The sequence below is a fragment of the Xenorhabdus sp. KJ12.1 genome (assembly GCF_963876495.1).
Lineage (GTDB): Bacteria > Pseudomonadota > Gammaproteobacteria > Enterobacterales > Enterobacteriaceae > Xenorhabdus > Xenorhabdus stockiae.
Genome location: NZ_CAWNQH010000094.1, coordinates 174586 through 189694, shown reverse-complemented (window position 1 = coordinate 189694; position 15109 = coordinate 174586). Strand labels below are relative to the sequence as shown.

At 41.2% G+C, this 15109-nt stretch carries 15 protein-coding genes; 7 read left to right on the top strand and 8 right to left on the bottom strand.

All coding sequences use genetic code 11. The features are described 5' to 3' along the window. Nucleotides 1–51 precede the first annotated feature (51 nt). Nucleotides 52–1071 (bottom strand): ornithine carbamoyltransferase, encoded by a 1020-nt coding sequence (argF, locus tag AACS92_RS17400; RefSeq protein ID WP_099109042.1) that lies wholly within the window; start codon nucleotides 1069–1071, stop codon nucleotides 52–54. A 355-nt stretch (nucleotides 1072–1426) separates the two neighbouring features. Between argF and rraB the strand changes: the two genes are divergently transcribed. Then, nucleotides 1427–1849, top strand: a complete 423-nt coding sequence (rraB, locus tag AACS92_RS17395) for a ribonuclease E inhibitor RraB (RefSeq protein ID WP_099109041.1) — start codon at nucleotides 1427–1429, stop codon at nucleotides 1847–1849. Nucleotides 1850–1900: 51 nt separating this feature from the next. Here the strand turns inward: rraB and AACS92_RS17390 are convergent, their stop codons facing one another. Continuing rightward, complete coding sequence (locus tag AACS92_RS17390; protein WP_099109057.1) at nucleotides 1901–2404, bottom strand: GNAT family N-acetyltransferase; 504 nt, start codon at nucleotides 2402–2404, stop codon at nucleotides 1901–1903. 634 nt (nucleotides 2405–3038) lie between these two features. On the opposite strand from AACS92_RS17390, the gene AACS92_RS17385 reads away from it, so the two are divergent. Beyond that, the gene (locus AACS92_RS17385) at nucleotides 3039–4052 is read left to right on the top strand and encodes a hypothetical protein (RefSeq protein ID WP_099109040.1); all 1014 of its coding nucleotides are present in this window, start codon (nucleotides 3039–3041) and stop codon (nucleotides 4050–4052) included. A 92-nt stretch (nucleotides 4053–4144) separates the two neighbouring features. Here the strand turns inward: AACS92_RS17385 and AACS92_RS17380 are convergent, their stop codons facing one another. The 4 genes from AACS92_RS17380 to AACS92_RS17365 all read right to left on the bottom strand — a co-directional run bounded on the left by AACS92_RS17380 (nucleotide 4145) and on the right by AACS92_RS17365 (nucleotide 7295). After that, nucleotides 4145–4918, bottom strand: a complete 774-nt coding sequence (locus AACS92_RS17380; RefSeq protein ID WP_099109039.1) for an amino acid ABC transporter substrate-binding protein — start codon at nucleotides 4916–4918, stop codon at nucleotides 4145–4147. 41 nt (nucleotides 4919–4959) lie between these two features. Further along, complete coding sequence (locus AACS92_RS17375; protein ID WP_099109038.1) at nucleotides 4960–5724, bottom strand: amino acid ABC transporter ATP-binding protein; 765 nt, start codon at nucleotides 5722–5724, stop codon at nucleotides 4960–4962. Further along, nucleotides 5708–6415 carry an amino acid ABC transporter permease gene (locus tag AACS92_RS17370; RefSeq protein WP_099109037.1) on the bottom strand — a complete coding sequence of 236 codons (708 nt, stop codon included), beginning with the start codon at nucleotides 6413–6415 and terminating at the stop codon, nucleotides 5708–5710. The genes AACS92_RS17375 and AACS92_RS17370 overlap by 17 nt, the downstream gene beginning before the upstream one ends. A 118-nt stretch (nucleotides 6416–6533) precedes the next feature. Then, nucleotides 6534–7295, bottom strand: a complete 762-nt coding sequence (locus AACS92_RS17365; protein WP_099109036.1) for an amino acid ABC transporter substrate-binding protein — start codon at nucleotides 7293–7295, stop codon at nucleotides 6534–6536. A 440-nt stretch (nucleotides 7296–7735) separates the two neighbouring features. On the opposite strand from AACS92_RS17365, the gene AACS92_RS17360 reads away from it, so the two are divergent. From AACS92_RS17360 to AACS92_RS17340, 5 genes are read left to right on the top strand one after another with little or no spacing between them, the layout of a single operon-like run. After that, on the top strand, nucleotides 7736–8437 hold the full coding sequence (locus tag AACS92_RS17360; protein ID WP_099109035.1) for an AzlC family ABC transporter permease: 702 nt from the start codon (nucleotides 7736–7738) through the stop codon (nucleotides 8435–8437). 2 nt (nucleotides 8438–8439) lie between these two features. Beyond that, complete coding sequence (locus AACS92_RS17355) at nucleotides 8440–8784, top strand: AzlD domain-containing protein (protein ID WP_099109034.1); 345 nt, start codon at nucleotides 8440–8442, stop codon at nucleotides 8782–8784. Then, on the top strand, nucleotides 8762–9787 hold the full coding sequence (locus AACS92_RS17350; protein ID WP_099109033.1) for a LeuA family protein: 1026 nt from the start codon (nucleotides 8762–8764) through the stop codon (nucleotides 9785–9787). The genes AACS92_RS17355 and AACS92_RS17350 overlap by 23 nt, the downstream gene beginning before the upstream one ends. Nucleotides 9788–9798: 11 nt before the next feature. Continuing rightward, on the top strand, nucleotides 9799–10656 hold the full coding sequence (locus AACS92_RS17345; RefSeq protein WP_193756877.1) for a sugar phosphate isomerase/epimerase family protein: 858 nt from the start codon (nucleotides 9799–9801) through the stop codon (nucleotides 10654–10656). Further along, nucleotides 10643–11671 carry an FAD-binding oxidoreductase gene (locus AACS92_RS17340; RefSeq protein ID WP_099109031.1) on the top strand — a complete coding sequence of 343 codons (1029 nt, stop codon included), beginning with the start codon at nucleotides 10643–10645 and terminating at the stop codon, nucleotides 11669–11671. The genes AACS92_RS17345 and AACS92_RS17340 overlap by 14 nt, the downstream gene beginning before the upstream one ends. A 55-nt stretch (nucleotides 11672–11726) precedes the next feature. Here AACS92_RS17340 and AACS92_RS17335 read toward each other — a convergent pair whose 3' ends face one another. Both AACS92_RS17335 and AACS92_RS17330 read right to left on the bottom strand, forming a co-directional pair. Further along, on the bottom strand, nucleotides 11727–14624 hold the full coding sequence (locus tag AACS92_RS17335) for a valine--tRNA ligase (RefSeq protein WP_099109030.1): 2898 nt from the start codon (nucleotides 14622–14624) through the stop codon (nucleotides 11727–11729). Between the two features lie 13 nt (nucleotides 14625–14637). Continuing rightward, on the bottom strand, nucleotides 14638–15102 hold the full coding sequence (locus AACS92_RS17330) for a DNA polymerase III subunit chi (protein WP_099109029.1): 465 nt from the start codon (nucleotides 15100–15102) through the stop codon (nucleotides 14638–14640). Nucleotides 15103–15109: the final 7 nt, after the last annotated feature.

Genomic DNA, 15109 nt, shown 5'->3' with positions numbered 1-15109 from the left:
GCGACGCATTTTGAAATCCATTGTATATAAAGTTAGTTCTCAAATAGCGTGTTAAATATCAAAGTCTAATTCTTTAACCAATGTAGCCACCATGATAGCCTTAATCGTATGCATACGGTTTTCTGCCTGATCAAAAACAATGCTGTATTCTGATTCAAACACATCATTAGTCACTTCCAGACCACCAGACAAGTTGAATTCTTCCGCAAGCTGTTTACCAAGAATGGTTTCTTCATTATGAAAAGCCGGCAGGCAATGCAGGAATTTCACATCTGGATTTCCCGTTAGTTTCACGAGATCCATATTAACCTGATAAGGCGCTAATAATTCAATGCGCTCCTGCCAGACATTTTTAGGCTCACCCATTGAGACCCAGACATCGGTATAAAGGAAATCAGCTGCCTGTACGCCAGCCGCGATATCTTCCGTCAGTGTGATTTTTCCACCTGTTTTCGTTGCCTGTTTTTGGCATTCACTCACTAATTGAGCATCCGGCCAGCAGGTTTTTGGTGCAACCATACGCAAATCTAATCCCGTTAATGCAGCCGATTCCAGCAAGCTGTTACCCATGTTATTACGGGCATCGCCCAGATAGGCCAGTTTTATTTCAGTTAAGGGTTTTCTACTGTGTTCCTGCATCGTCAGCAAATCTGCCAGTAGCTGAGTCGGGTGGAACTCATCCGTTAGTCCATTCCAGACGGGAACACCAGCATATTCTGCCAGCGTATCGACTATTGTCTGCCCATAGCCACGGTACTGAATGCCATCATACCAACGCCCAAGTACCCTTGCTGTATCCCTGATCGACTCCTTATGCCCAATCTGGCTGCCGCTGGGACCTAAATAGGTGACATTAGCTCCTTGGTCATGTGCTGCAACTTCAAATGCACAGCGTGTGCGGGTGGAGTCTTTCTCAAAAATCAGGGCGATATTCTTTCCTGCCAGCAAGGGAATTTCTTTACCTGATTTTTTATTCGATTTCAATTTCATTGACAGAGATAAAAAAAGCTCAATTTCTTTAGGCTTGTAATCAAGTAATCTCAGGAGATGACGGTGAAAAAATGGATTCATGTGACATTTTCTCCATAGGGATAAATTGAATTAATATGCACTATATATCAATAAAAAATCTTATTACAAGCGCTATATACACAATGGATTTCAAGATGCGTCGCGGCGGCAAGAGAGAGAACCCCCAGGAGCATAGATAACTATATGACTGGGGTGAACGAGCGCAGCCAACAAAGAGGCAACTGGAAAGACGAAGTGTATAGTGTGTATTGAAGATTTAAGGATAGCCAAGAGAATTGTGACCCGGCGCTTAAGGCCTGTACTTTTGGTTTAACAGCACGGGATAGCTATATCCTTTGCAAAGAAAAGATGGGAGAATGCGGAACAGGATAGCCAACTGACAGAGGGGATTGGCATGGCAGACCCACATGCACTGGAAGAACAGCGCGAAGAAACTCGCTTGATCATCGAAGAGTTATTGGAAGATGGCAGTGATCCTGAAGCGCTTTATATCATTGAACACCACTTTTCAGCAGACGATTTTGACCGTCTGGAGAAAGCAGCAGTTGAAGCATTTAAACTTGGTTATGAAGTGACAGATGCGGAAGAGCTGGAAACAGAAGATCGCGTTATTTTGATGTGTTGTGATGTAATCAGTGAGAGCCGTCTGGAGGCTGATCTGATCATCGCACAGGTTGAGCAATTGATGGATCTGGCTGAAAAAATGGGTGTGAATTACGATGGCTGGGGAACTTATTTTGAAGACCCTAATGCTTCAGATGATGACGATGATGTAGGTGATCTTTTCCCGGAAGAAGATGAACCCAGATTACACTGAGTTTTCTATCGCATTTGCCCCACGGTTCGCGCGGGGCATATTATTATGTTTTTACAGCATCTTAACCATTCTAACCTCACAATCACTGTGCCCAGTATTGCCTAGGGGCGCATCAAGGTAGCTGAAGCCCAGTTTTTCATACAGAGCGATGGCTGCTTTCAGGTTTTCTGTCGTTTCTAAATAACAGCGCGTAAAGCCCTGTTCCACACCGAACTCCAGCGATTGTTTTACGATTTGTCTGGCAACACCCTTGCCCCGTAATGCTGAAGAAAGATACATTTTTTGCAGTTCACAGGTATTACTATCGCCTCCTGACAGTGGAGCAACGCCACCACCTCCAACAACTTTCCCCGCCATTTCAACAACCCAGTATGCACTGCGGGGCTGGCTGTAAACTTCGTACAGAGTATCCAGAATTGGGTCAGCGACGGCGAAGCCTTTGTCAGCGGTTAAACCGTGCTCGGCGGATACCTCGCGAATAATGGCGGCAATATTAGGGTTATCTTGTTGGGTAATAGGGCGGATGATGTAGTCGGGTGTTGTATTTTTGACCATTGTTCCCTCGTTATGTATTTTGATTTTTTTGGTACTGGATGACAGCGCTTGACTAAGCGCTTTGGGTAATAGCATGAATTGAATATATCCTGAAATCAACTGTATATAAAAGTATTTAATTTTATTTTCTCAACCTATTTAAAATTTTTTATGGCAAAATAGCAGAATTAAAAATTAGACACTATAATAAAGTATTATGGTCACAAAAATATAGAACTTTACTGGTTCTTTCTGGTTCTTTCTGGTTCTTTCTGGTTTTTATTTTAGCTTAATTATTATTTTTATTTAATTGTCATAAAATTTATTTTTGTTCCCTGTGTGCATCTTTCATGTGGTGCAATTACTTTAAAAATAATGAGACGCAATTCATTTTAATATCATATCAAATTTTTCGGAATGATTAATTAACATGGAAATTTAATTTTATTTATTGTTTTTATATATTTTTAATTTTTTTCCGCATGGCGGGAGTCATTTTGCACAATAAAATTGATGGTTTAATGATGGTTATTTAAATTTTCTCCAAAGCTGAAAGTTTATGTGGAATGTATTCCAAACTCGGATGATCAGGAGAATGAACTGATAGTACTATTATGGGCTGGATGGGATATTTGGTAATGTAGGAGAAACTATAATGAATCTAATAAAGAAAATATTTATTTTAATATTCATGGTATCGTCGTTTCCGCCATTTTCTGCCATAGCAGATAATAAAACGCTATCTGATAGTGATCCCAAAAACTTTGTTGTCGGTTTATTTTTTGATGAAAATGGTGATACCTACAATCCTCTAGTAGGGTATGGCAGTGTACTACGATATACACTGTCTGATCCAAATTTATCAATACAGTATACACACCATGATGATGTTGAAAATATTCCGATTGCACCACTTATGCAACGCGCTGCAGTATATTGGAGTCGTGTGACAGCACCACATTTCACTGTTAGGGAAAGGAGAGAAGGAGAATCTGCAAATTTCATTTTGCAAACGATGCTACCTGTTATGCTAGATAGTAGTAATGCAGGCCTTTATCTTGGGAATTTGGATGCATACACTGTCTTCCCTCATTCGAGAGAATATGAAGAGGATGTGACAGACTACGGCATCACATCAGCAGGGATATTTTTCCGGCCAAGTATTCCTATAACAGATGATGTTTTCACCAACTGGGAAGACGCTATGGGGAGAGGTAGATCTTTTAGAGAGTATGCAGAGCATAATACATATGCACTGATACTTCATGAGATGGGACACGCTCTAGGATTAGCTCACCCTGATGAGATTGTTAATGGGCCAAGTTTCGTTACAGATATACACCCACGCATTTATAGAACGAATTCGTACGATGTATATTGGTTGCCCGATAGCCATGAAACTCCAATAATGCTTCAACATTTAACCGATTTTTTACTCACTCTACGGCAAAGACTTGGACAAGATTTAACGCTGGATAATATTGCTGTATCTGAACAGGAAATAAATGTGATATTAAGTCAACTTTCTTTTGATTGTCGTCCACATCGGGAGAATTTCGACATATCTTCTCGTTCACTTTCGCTTACAAAAAGTAAGTATTGTAATCATAGTACCGTTTATCCTCTGGCAAAAAGGATAGTACCAATTATTACGGCTCTGTCGCATTAATGTAGATTTAGAGTAGCTTGATCAGATTATATCCGACGCTTTGCAGAAGATAATGCAATTGAAGAATATAATCTGATCAGTTGGTTAACTAATTACTTAGAAATATCAGTGCCAAAGTATTTCTCGGAAATACGGGCGTAAGTTCCGTCATCTTTCATGCCTTGCAGTGCTTTATTAATCGCTTCGACTAATTCAGGATCACCTTTGCGCATTAAAACGGCCGATTTACTGGCATCAGTCTGCTGAGCGACAATTTTCACCGGCGCATTCGGGCGATGGTTTTTGAAGTCTAGAAATGACAAACGATCATTCAGAGTGGCATCAGCCCGACCGGTGGCAACTAAATCAACGGACTGGTTAAAACCATCCGTGCTGACCAGCGTGGCACCATAAGATGTTGCTAATTGCCCGTAGTTACTGGTTAAAGATTGCGCGGATCGTTTTCCTTTGAGGTCATCAAAGGATTTGATGCTGTCATTGTTATCACGGGTGATAAGAACAACCTGAGATGTTGTGTAAGGAATTGAGAAGCTGAATTTGGCTTCCCGCGCAGGAGTCACACCAACCTGATTAACAACGGCATCAAAGCGTTTGGCATCCAGCCCTGCAATTAAACCATCCCATTTTACTTCCGTAAACTCAGGTTTAACATCCATCCTGCGTGCAATTTCTCTGGCAATATCGACATCAAAGCCGGTTAATTTATTGCTGGCATCGTGGTAGGTAAATGGAGGGTAAGTCCCTTCTGTACCAATTTTAAATACGCCAGAGGCTTTTATGGCATCTAAATCTTTACCGGCATAGCTGGGAGCAGCGATAGCAAGAGTAACGGCACCTGCAAGCAGCAATTTTAAGAATACTTTCATGATGTTCTCCAAATGAATTTTTATAAAAATGTAGTGGCTCTCTATATTTGCCAGTCCGGTAAAGTTTCAGTCAGAGTTGAAACAAACTCGATGGTGCGCTGGTGATCCGGGCGGGTAAACATGTGTTTGGCGCTTCCCGATTCGATAATTTCCCCAAATTCCAGAAAGATAACATCATGAGCAAGGTTAGCAGCCAGATGCAGATCGTGCGTTGCCATTAACATTGTTGTCCCTTCATCTGCTAACTGTTTCAGTACAGAAACGACTTCTTTTGATAGTTCAGGGTCAAGGGCTGAAGTCGGTTCATCACATAATAATACCTTTGGCGATGGTGCCATCGCTCTGGCGATTGCAACACGCTGCTGCTGACCACCGGATAATGTGGTTGGCCACACATCCGCTTTATGCGACATTTCAACTTTTTCCAGTAGCTCCATCGCCCGTTCTCTGGCACGTTCACGAGGCCATTTCTGTACCCAAATCAGCCCCTCCATGATGTTTTCAATCACAGTGAGGTGTGGAAAAAGTTGGAAATTCTGGAATACCATGCCTGTTTGCAGACTAAAGCGCTGGATTTCCTTGTGGGAAAGCCGCTCTTTGCCGGTAAACGTGATTTTTTCTTTCCCCAGCATAAGTTGACCGGCCTGTGGAATTTCCAGCAGATTAATGCAGCGTAACAGGGTGCTTTTCCCACTGCCAGAAGGGCCAATAAGGGCGGTCAGGCTGCCTTCCTTAATCGTCAGGTTAATATTTTTCAGCACCTTTTGTCCGTCGAAACTTTTTTCAATGTTAGAGAGCTGAATCATTATTGGTTTCCTTATTATTGCTATTTTTAGCGTATTGCTGAGAGAACTTGTTTTCCATACGGGTTTGCAGTGCTGATAACAGCGAACTCAGGAGCAGATAAAGAATGGCTGCTTCGGTGTACAGGATCAGTGGCTGGTATGTCACAGCGGCAATGCGCTGTGCGGCCAGAAACATTTCCGGCACGGTAATAACAGACGCCAGTGAGGTATCTTTTACCAAAGAAATAAAGGTATTTGACAGTGGCGGAATAGAAACTCTTGCAGCTTGTGGCAGAACAATACGACGCAGGGATTGCCACCAACTCATGCCGATAGAGTGGGAAGCCTCCCATTGGCCTTTAGGCACTGAACTCAGCGCAGCCCGGATAACTTCTGATGTGTAAGCACCGACGTTCAGCGTAAAGCCAATCACGGCAGAGGTGAATGCTTCCAGTGTAATGCCGATGCTGGGCAGTGCATAAAATATCAGAAACAGTTGCACTAATAACGGTGTTCCGCGGATCAGCCAGACATAAAAACGTACAACTACAACCAATGGCTTAGGCCCGTAAAGCCTGATCAGGGCAACGATAAACCCCAGTGTAAGCCCGAGGGCAAATGTGATCAGGGTGAGGGGAATAGTGAATGTCAGGCCTGCGTAAATCATCGGCCAAAGAGAATCCAGTGCTAAGCTGAGCCAGGATGGAGTCATATATCGTTCCTATATTAACATCAAAAAGTATTTATTTTTTATAAGATTGTTTTAGGGATGATATGGCAATAAGAGAGCATCCTTATATAAAATAAAGTTATAGCTTAGAACTGGCGGATCAGTGACTAAAATACTTGTCCCAGATGCGTTGGTAAGTTCCGTCAGCGTTGATTTCAGTAATGGCTTCATCGACTGCGGCCTTTAACTCGGTATCGTTTTTGCGCAGGAGTACAGCAGTCTGTGCTGCATGGGTATCGGTTGCCACAATTTGTACCGGTGCTTCTGGGCGATGTTTTTTATAATCGAGGTAGGACAGTTTATCGTTGATGGTGGCATCTGCACGGCCCGTACTGACAAGCTCAACTTCCTGATTAAAGCCATTTGTAGCGATAATTTCTGCTCCGTGCTGACGCGCAATCTGGGCGAAGTTATTGGTTAAGGTATGAGCGGACTTTTTGTCTTTTAAATCACTAAACGTTTTAATCTTATTGTTATCGGTTCTGGTAATCAGAACAGCTTCTGAAATGACATAAGGCAAGGAGAAAATATATTTTTTCTGGCGTTCGGGGGTAATCGCAATCTGGTTCATAACTGCATCTGATCGCCTAGCATCCAGACCAGCAATCAGCCCATCCCATTTCCCTTCAATAAATTCAGGTTTTACTTTCATTCGTTTGGCAATTTCACGGCCGATTTCTACATCAAACCCAGTTAATTTTCCCGAGGCATCATGATAACTGAATGGAGCATACGCACCCTCCGTTCCGATCCTGAATATGCCAGAGGACTGGATTTTACTCAGAGTGGATTCTGCATAAGTTAAATGTGTAAAGCCCAGTTGAATCATTCCTGCTAATAATATTTTATGGATAATTTTCATTTTACCTTCCTGATAATGAGAGTTATTATCAAATATAATACATGACTGGCTTTTTAGTCCCAATGATTTATATATAATAGGAAATTATATAATGTATTTTAATTCTCATATGAAAATATTGTGAGAAAACTAATAGTTCATACCTGTTCTTGTAAACAATGTTGATTACTTCCATTTTTTAATAATAGAGAAACATTTTTTAAAAAACATATTTGTTTTTTTTGTTTTTCTTATCTATTTGATTTTAATTGGTTTTATTTTTGTTATTTAATGGTTTTATTAATATGGAATAAAAGTAATTAAATGTGAAAGCTGCATTAATAATAATTGTTCTCAATAACATAGCGTCAAAAACATTGAAGCATCATTTTTTTTAATGTAATGTTTTTCCATATTATGATTTTTTGTGTGAATTTATTGATATTAAAAGTTGGTGTTCAATGCAAAGTTCATTATTTAGAAAAGGAATGTTAGATTCATTACCTGTTTGCATTTCTTTTTTCCTCATTTTTGCATCCGTTGGTGCTCTGTATCAAAATAAAGGGCTTTCATTAATAGAGACAATGGTGGGTTCTGTATTCACTTTTGCTGCACCATTGCAGGTCGCGGTTGTTAATTATCTTGCTAATGGCGCATTTTTATCAGTGATAATACTAACCCTGATCATTAACTTTCGCTTCTTTCTGATGTCGATGGTTATGTCACAGTATTTTCATGGCATCTCAAAAAGCAAGGTTGTATTGTCAATGTTGGCATTCAGTGCCAGCACATACACTGTAACTCATGCTCATTTAGTTTCGGAGAAGATCCCTGAAGGAAAAGCACAGTTTAATTATTATCTGGGTGTATCTATCCCCAGTTTTGTTATCGCTGTTCTTGCAACCTTATTGGGATATGTATCTTCAGATTATCTGAATTACGATTCAATCTCTCTTTTTCTTGTGATGTTAATTCCGATTCATTTTTCATCTCTTACCGCTAAGCGTGCCGGAAAAGATTTGTCCGTTTTTGCTACGCTGGTAGGTGGGTTGTGTGCACCATTCATCAATGAATTAAATATTCAGCTTATGGATATAGCAATCCCCATTATGGTTGGAATGTGCATAGCATTTTATGAATTAAAAATTAAAAAGGGAGCCTGAACATGATTATGGTCTTATTGATGGGAGCAATCAGTTACCTTCTTCGGGTTATACCATTTTTAATGGGTAACAAGAAAATTAAGAAAGATGGTTTTCTTATTACCTCTTTAGATTATTCAGTATGTTTTATCCTTGGCAGTATTATTGTAAATATTTCTCTTGGTAATATAAAAATCAGCGAATTAATTTATCATTTTGAAATTAAGTATGCTCTTGCAATTATTACGGTTATAACTGCTTATTTTATCAGTAAGCGCACAGGCTCTATATTAAAGAGCTTAATTATATCATCTGTTTTATTTACATTAATATCATGGTGGGTTAATGAAAAAAATATGTTTTTTTGATACAACATTGAGAGATGGTGAGCAGGGGATTGGGTGTTTACTCTCGAATGAAAAAAAGTTGAAATTGTTACCGCGTTTAATTGATTTAGGGGTTGATTCTATTGAGATTGGCATGGTAACAGATGAAGATAGCGAAAAGTTTTTTTATGAGGCCGCATCATCTAATATAGATTTTAAAGACACCTATATTGCCTCTTTATGTCGATTAAGACCTGATGATATTGAAAGAACAATTTTAGCTTTAAGCAGATTTAAAAAGCCCAAATTAAACTTGCTGTGTGTTGGCTCAGAAATACATATCAGAAAAAAGTTTGATTCTACCAAAGACAGCATATTATTGATGCTGAAAGATTCTTTGGAATATATCGCTAATAGTGATTATACAGGTAAAGTTTCAGCTATTTTAGAAGATTCATCAAGAGGAAGCTTTAATCTTTTAGAAGAGAAAATTGAGTTACTGACAGCTTACCATGTTAATGATATCTGCTTTGCCGATACAACAGGTTGTGCTACACCGCTATATATCAGTAATCTGATTAGTTATTTTAAAAATAAGTTTCCGGGTATACGGTTCTCTGTTCATTGTCACAATGATTTGGGACTGGCGGTTGCTAATTCAATCAGTGCAATTGATGCCGGAGCAGATGAAGTACAGGTGACACTGGGTGGAGTCGGTGAGCGTTGTGGTAATGCGTCGTTTGAAGAAATAATGGCAATTCTGTCATATAGAAGTGAATATAAAAATAGGTTTAAAGCAGATATTGATATGAAGGATCTGATTAACCTATGCAATTTTTATTATGACATTATCAATAAATTGCCTCATCCTAATAAACCTTTATTAGGTAAATATGCGTTTTCAACTTGCGCAGGTATTCACCAAAACGGAATTAAAAAATTCCCTGAAACTTACGAATTCATCAACCCTGATACATTGGGTTTGGAACGAAAGTTTTATTTTAACAGATTATCAAGCAGTAAACTTTCTCAGCAAGATATTTAATAGGAATGGTTATGAATTTTTCTCAGAAAATTGGCTTCTCAACAAACATTTTTGAAAACCCGGCAGATATAGACGTTTTGGTTGAACAGTTAAGTAAAGATTTTAAGCGCATTGAAATTGAATTTGAAAAAGAGCTAAGAGATTTAATTGATTATCATCCTGAGAAATGGAATGAGAAAGTTGCTGTATTGAATAAGTTAAAAGAAGATAATGATCTTTACTATTCTGTCCACGCACCTTATATCGGTATAAAAACCGATATTGCGAATAGTGAAGAATTGGACAGAATTATTGCTGTTGATTATCTTGAATCATTCATTTATGAAGCGAAGAAGATTGGTGCTGAATACATTACTATTCATCCCGGCTATCTTGAATTTGATGATAATGGAATCTCTGATTTTGATTTTCAGCAACTGTCTAAATCTATCGAGAAATTATCAGAAGTTGCAAAAGAAAATGGCATGACTATCCTGCTGGAAAATACCGGAAGTGATAGAGAAAAGTATATCGTTCTGAGTGATGAGCAGCATGAGATCTTATGCCATCAGTACAGTGTTTTCCTGACTCTGGACATTGTGCATTTCGAATCATTTATGCATAAAAACAGTACCAGAGAATATAAGGAAGGATTAAAAAGAATTCTGCCTTATATTAGGAATGCGCATTTCAATGATGTACTGAATGGCGAACACGTTCATTTACCGTTGGATGAAGGCAACTTCGACTATCATAAAGTATTATCCTATATGGTGAGTGAAGGTTATCAGGGTAATTTTATTATTGAAGAATCAGGCGGCGGTTTTTCACCGGAAGAATTTATTATCGCCGGGAAGAAGTATGTTGAATGTTTGAATGGCATGGAATGATCCTAATTGTAAAATGAAACATTTTGTTAGTATTAATAAAACTGAAATCGAATTTTTTTCTGATGAAAACATAACTATATTGGAACAAGCCGAAAGTAACGGGCATTCTTTAAAAAATGGTTGCCGGTTGGGAGCCTGTCGGGTTTGTAAGTTAAAGTTATTATCCGGTGATATAGAGTATACGGTCGGGAATAAAATTGGATTAACAAAGAAAGAACTGGACGATAATTACTTTTTACCATGCTGCGCGATTGCCAAGAGCAATATTGTTTGTGAAGCAGATGGTGATAATAAGACGCTTTCAGATACCAAAGAAGGTGCTGTTATATGTGATATAACAAGAACACCCGGAATCACGGTTATAAGATTTAAGTTATCGAAAAGATCTAAGATGGATTTTATTCCGGGACAATATATTGGTATAGAAGTCCCTAATGGAAAATGCCGGTATTATTCTGTAGCTAATATCCCGAAGGATGATGGGTATGTTGAAATTCATGTAGCTAAGAATAAAAATGGCGTGTTTTCAGATGTGATTTGTGAAAAGCTGAAAGTTAATGATGTATTGTGGATATACGGGCCTTATGGTGATTTTATTTCAGATTATCATGATGAGGTAAGAGATATTGTTTTTGTTGCGACAGGAACAGGATTTGCACCGATAAAATCCATAATAGAATCTGGCGTATTCAATGAACGAAATATTCATCTTTTTTGGGGGGGAAGACGAAAAGTCGATCACTATTTCTCTGAGATTGTCGATAACTGGAAAAACACATTAGGAAATTTCCATTTCCATATGGCTTTATCACGGTCAGATGAAGAAGACCACCCTGAAGCCCATTACGGGTATGTGCAGGATGTCTTTAAAAAAGAGATTGGCCAGAATAATCAGATAGAAGTTTATATGTGTGGTTCTCCTAATATGATCAGTGATATGTCTGAGCTCTTAAAAGAGAATTATCAACTGAATGAAGATTATATTCATGTTGATGTATTCTATCCTAATAGCTAGCAATCAAAAAAAAGCCACTGCAAATATACAGTGGCTTAATTTAATTCAGAAAATATTACAGAGCAGCGATAGTCACTTTCTGTGCCAGTAATTTTTCTTTAGCTGCATTGTTTGTTGCCAGACGCTCACGCTCTTTAGCTACAACGGCTTCTGGTGCGCGGCTGACAAATCCTTCGTTGGACAGTTTGCCTTCGATGCCACTGATTTCTTTATCCAGCTTCTCGATTTCTTTATCCAGACGTGCCAGTTCTGCATCTTTATCTACTAAGCCAGCCATTGGGATCAGCACTTCTGCACCGTTGATCAGCTTGGTCACAGAAACAGGTGCTTCTTCTCCTGCTGCCAGAACGGTAACAGAGGAGAGACGGCCCATTGCCTGAAGGAAGTTCAGATTTTCAGCAACGCGGCGTTGTGCATCGGCATTCGCATCACGCAGCAGAACTTCCAGTGGCTTGCTTGGCGCAATGTTCATTTCTGCACGGATGTTACGTACTGCAATGATCGCCTCTTTAATCCACTCCAGATCGTTCAGCGCTAATTCATCAACTTTCGCCTGATCGAATTCAGGGAAAGATTGCAGCATGATGGTATCTGCATCAATGCCCTTAACCGCTTTCACACGCTGCCAGATGGTTTCAGTGATGAATGGAATGATTGGATGAGCCAGACGCAGCAGACCTTCCAGCACTTCGATCAGAGTATGGCGGGCTGCGCGGACTTCAGCTTCAGAACCTTTATTGATGGCCGGTTTGGAAAGTTCCAGATACCAGTCACAGAATTGGTTCCATGTGAATTCGTAAAGAATATTAGCCGCGATGTCGAAGCGGTAAGTATCCAGCGCTTCGCGATAAGCTTTCACTGTCTGATTGAATTCTGCCAGGATCCAGCGGTCTGCCAGTGACAGTGACATTTCGCCACCATTTTGACCACAGTCCTGTCCTTCGGTGTTCATCAGCACGAAACGGCTGGCGTTCCACAGTTTGTTACAGAAGTTGCGATAACCTTGCAGGCGCTTCATATCCCAGTTGATATCACGACCCGTGGAAGCTAGTGCCGCCAGAGTGAAACGCAGGGCGTCAGTACCGTGGGCTTCAATGCCTTCCGGGAACTGCTTTTCAGTACGCTTGCGGATTTTCTCTGCCATTTGTGGCTGCATCATATTGCCGGTGCGTTTTTCCAGCAGATTTTCCAGCGGAATGCCGTCAATCATATCCAGCGGGTCGATAACGTTCCCTTTGGATTTAGACATCTTCTGGCCTTCTTCATCGCGGATCAGACCTGTCATATAGACTGTCTTGAATGGCACCTGAGGCTTACCATTTTCGTCTTTGATGAAGTGCATGGTCATCATGATCATGCGGGCAATCCAGAAGAAGATGATATCGAAGCCACTGACCAGTACATCGGTCGGATGGAACGTTTTCAGTGCTTCAGTCTGTTCAGGCCAGCCGAGAGTAGAGAATGTCCACAGACCGGAAGAGAACCAGGTATCCAGCACATCATCGTCCTGAGTCAGAGTAATATCTGCACCCAGATTGTTTTCGCGGCGAACTTCTTCTTCATCGCGACCCACATAGACATTGCCTGCTGCGTCATACCACGCCGGGATGCGATGACCCCACCACAACTGACGGGAAATACACCAGTCCTGAATATCACGCATCCAAGAGTAGTACATGTTCTCGTACTGTTTTGGTACGAACTGGATGTCGCCATTCTCAACGGCTTCAATCGCCACTTTTGCCAGCGGCGCAGTGCGGACATACCACTGGTCGGTCAGCATTGGCTCGATGACTACACCACCGCGGTCACCATAAGGAATGGTCAGATCGTGAGGCTTGATTTCTACCAGCAGACCCTGCTTTTCGAATTCGGCAACGATAGCTTTACGGGCGGCAAAACGCTCCATGCCACGATATTCAGCCGGGATTTCGGTTGAATAAGCGTCAGAAGCTTCGCCATTGCTATTGAACACTTCTGCTGCTTCGCGGATATCACCGTCGAGCGTCAGGATATTGATCATCGGCAGGCTGTGACGTTTACCCACTTCATAGTCATTGAAATCGTGGGCCGGAGTGATTTTCACACAACCGGTGCCTTTTTCCATATCAGCGTGCTCATCGCCCACGATAGGAATACGACGGTTTACCAGTGGCAGAATGATCTCTTTGCCAATCAGATCTTTATAACGTGGATCTTCCGGGTTAACTGCAACACCGGTATCTCCCAGCACCGTTTCCGGGCGGGTTGTCGCAACAACCAGGTAATCTTTGCCTTCGGCTGTTTTCGCACCATCTGCTAATGGATAACGCAGATGCCACATTGAACCTTTGACTTCGCGGTTTTCAACTTCGATATCAGAAATTGCTGTGCGCAGTTTTGGATCCCAGTTAACCAGACGCTTACCACGATAAATCAGGTCGTCCTGATACATGCGTACGAAGGCTTCTTTAACGGCTTTTGACAACCCTTCATCCATGGTGAAGCGCTCACGCTCCCAATCCACAGAGTTACCCAGACGGCGCATCTGGTTAGTGATTGTGCCACCGGATTCCGCTTTCCACTGCCAAATCTTGTCAATAAAAGCATCGCGGCCATAATCGTAGCGAGTTTTGTTTTCTTCAGCTGCGATTTTGCGCTCAACAACCATTTGTGTTGCGATACCTGCGTGGTCAGTACCGACCTGCCACAGTGTGTTTTTGCCCTGCATACGCTGGTAACGCACCATCGTATCCATGATAGTCTGCTGGAAGGCGTGCCCCATGTGCAGGCTGCCAGTCACATTTGGCGGTGGAATGACGATGCAGAAGCTTTCACGGCTGGTGTCGCCATTTGGCTTGAAGTAACCACTCTTTTCCCAGTGATCGTAAAGAGGTTGCTCTATCTCTGTCGGGTTATACGTTTTATCGAGAGATGGCTCAGATTGCGTTTTAGTAGCGGGTGTCTTTTCCATTTTATCTTGATATTTAATAGGTTGGCGGGGTTGCCATGGTCAAATTAAAGCCGACGCTACGATAGGATTTATATCGTTCGCGAGCTAACTGTTTCAGATTTTCATCAATAGGGACGAAGTCTACCACTTCATGGAAAGCTGTGGCAAAGTCTGCAAAATGAGGAAGCAGTGTAATCAGAATATCACGGGGAGCATTGCCTCTTTTCTGCGGCCAGCACAATTCTACAGGCGCGCCATAACGGGGGCCTTCTCCTGCAAGGTTGTGTGGCACAAACTGGCCCGGCTCTCGCTGCCATAGGACTTCATCCAGCTTTTCGGCCTGCTGCTGGCTTTCACAAGCAATCAGAACCCGCTTCCCTGCACGCCATTGGTCAGCGGCAAGCTGACATGCCAGCCATTCATGTGGCTGTAAATCATCTAAAGACGATGATTTTTCCGGTGACATCTTTTCCAATAAATAGAAAGTGGCGTTTTTCATAGTCTCA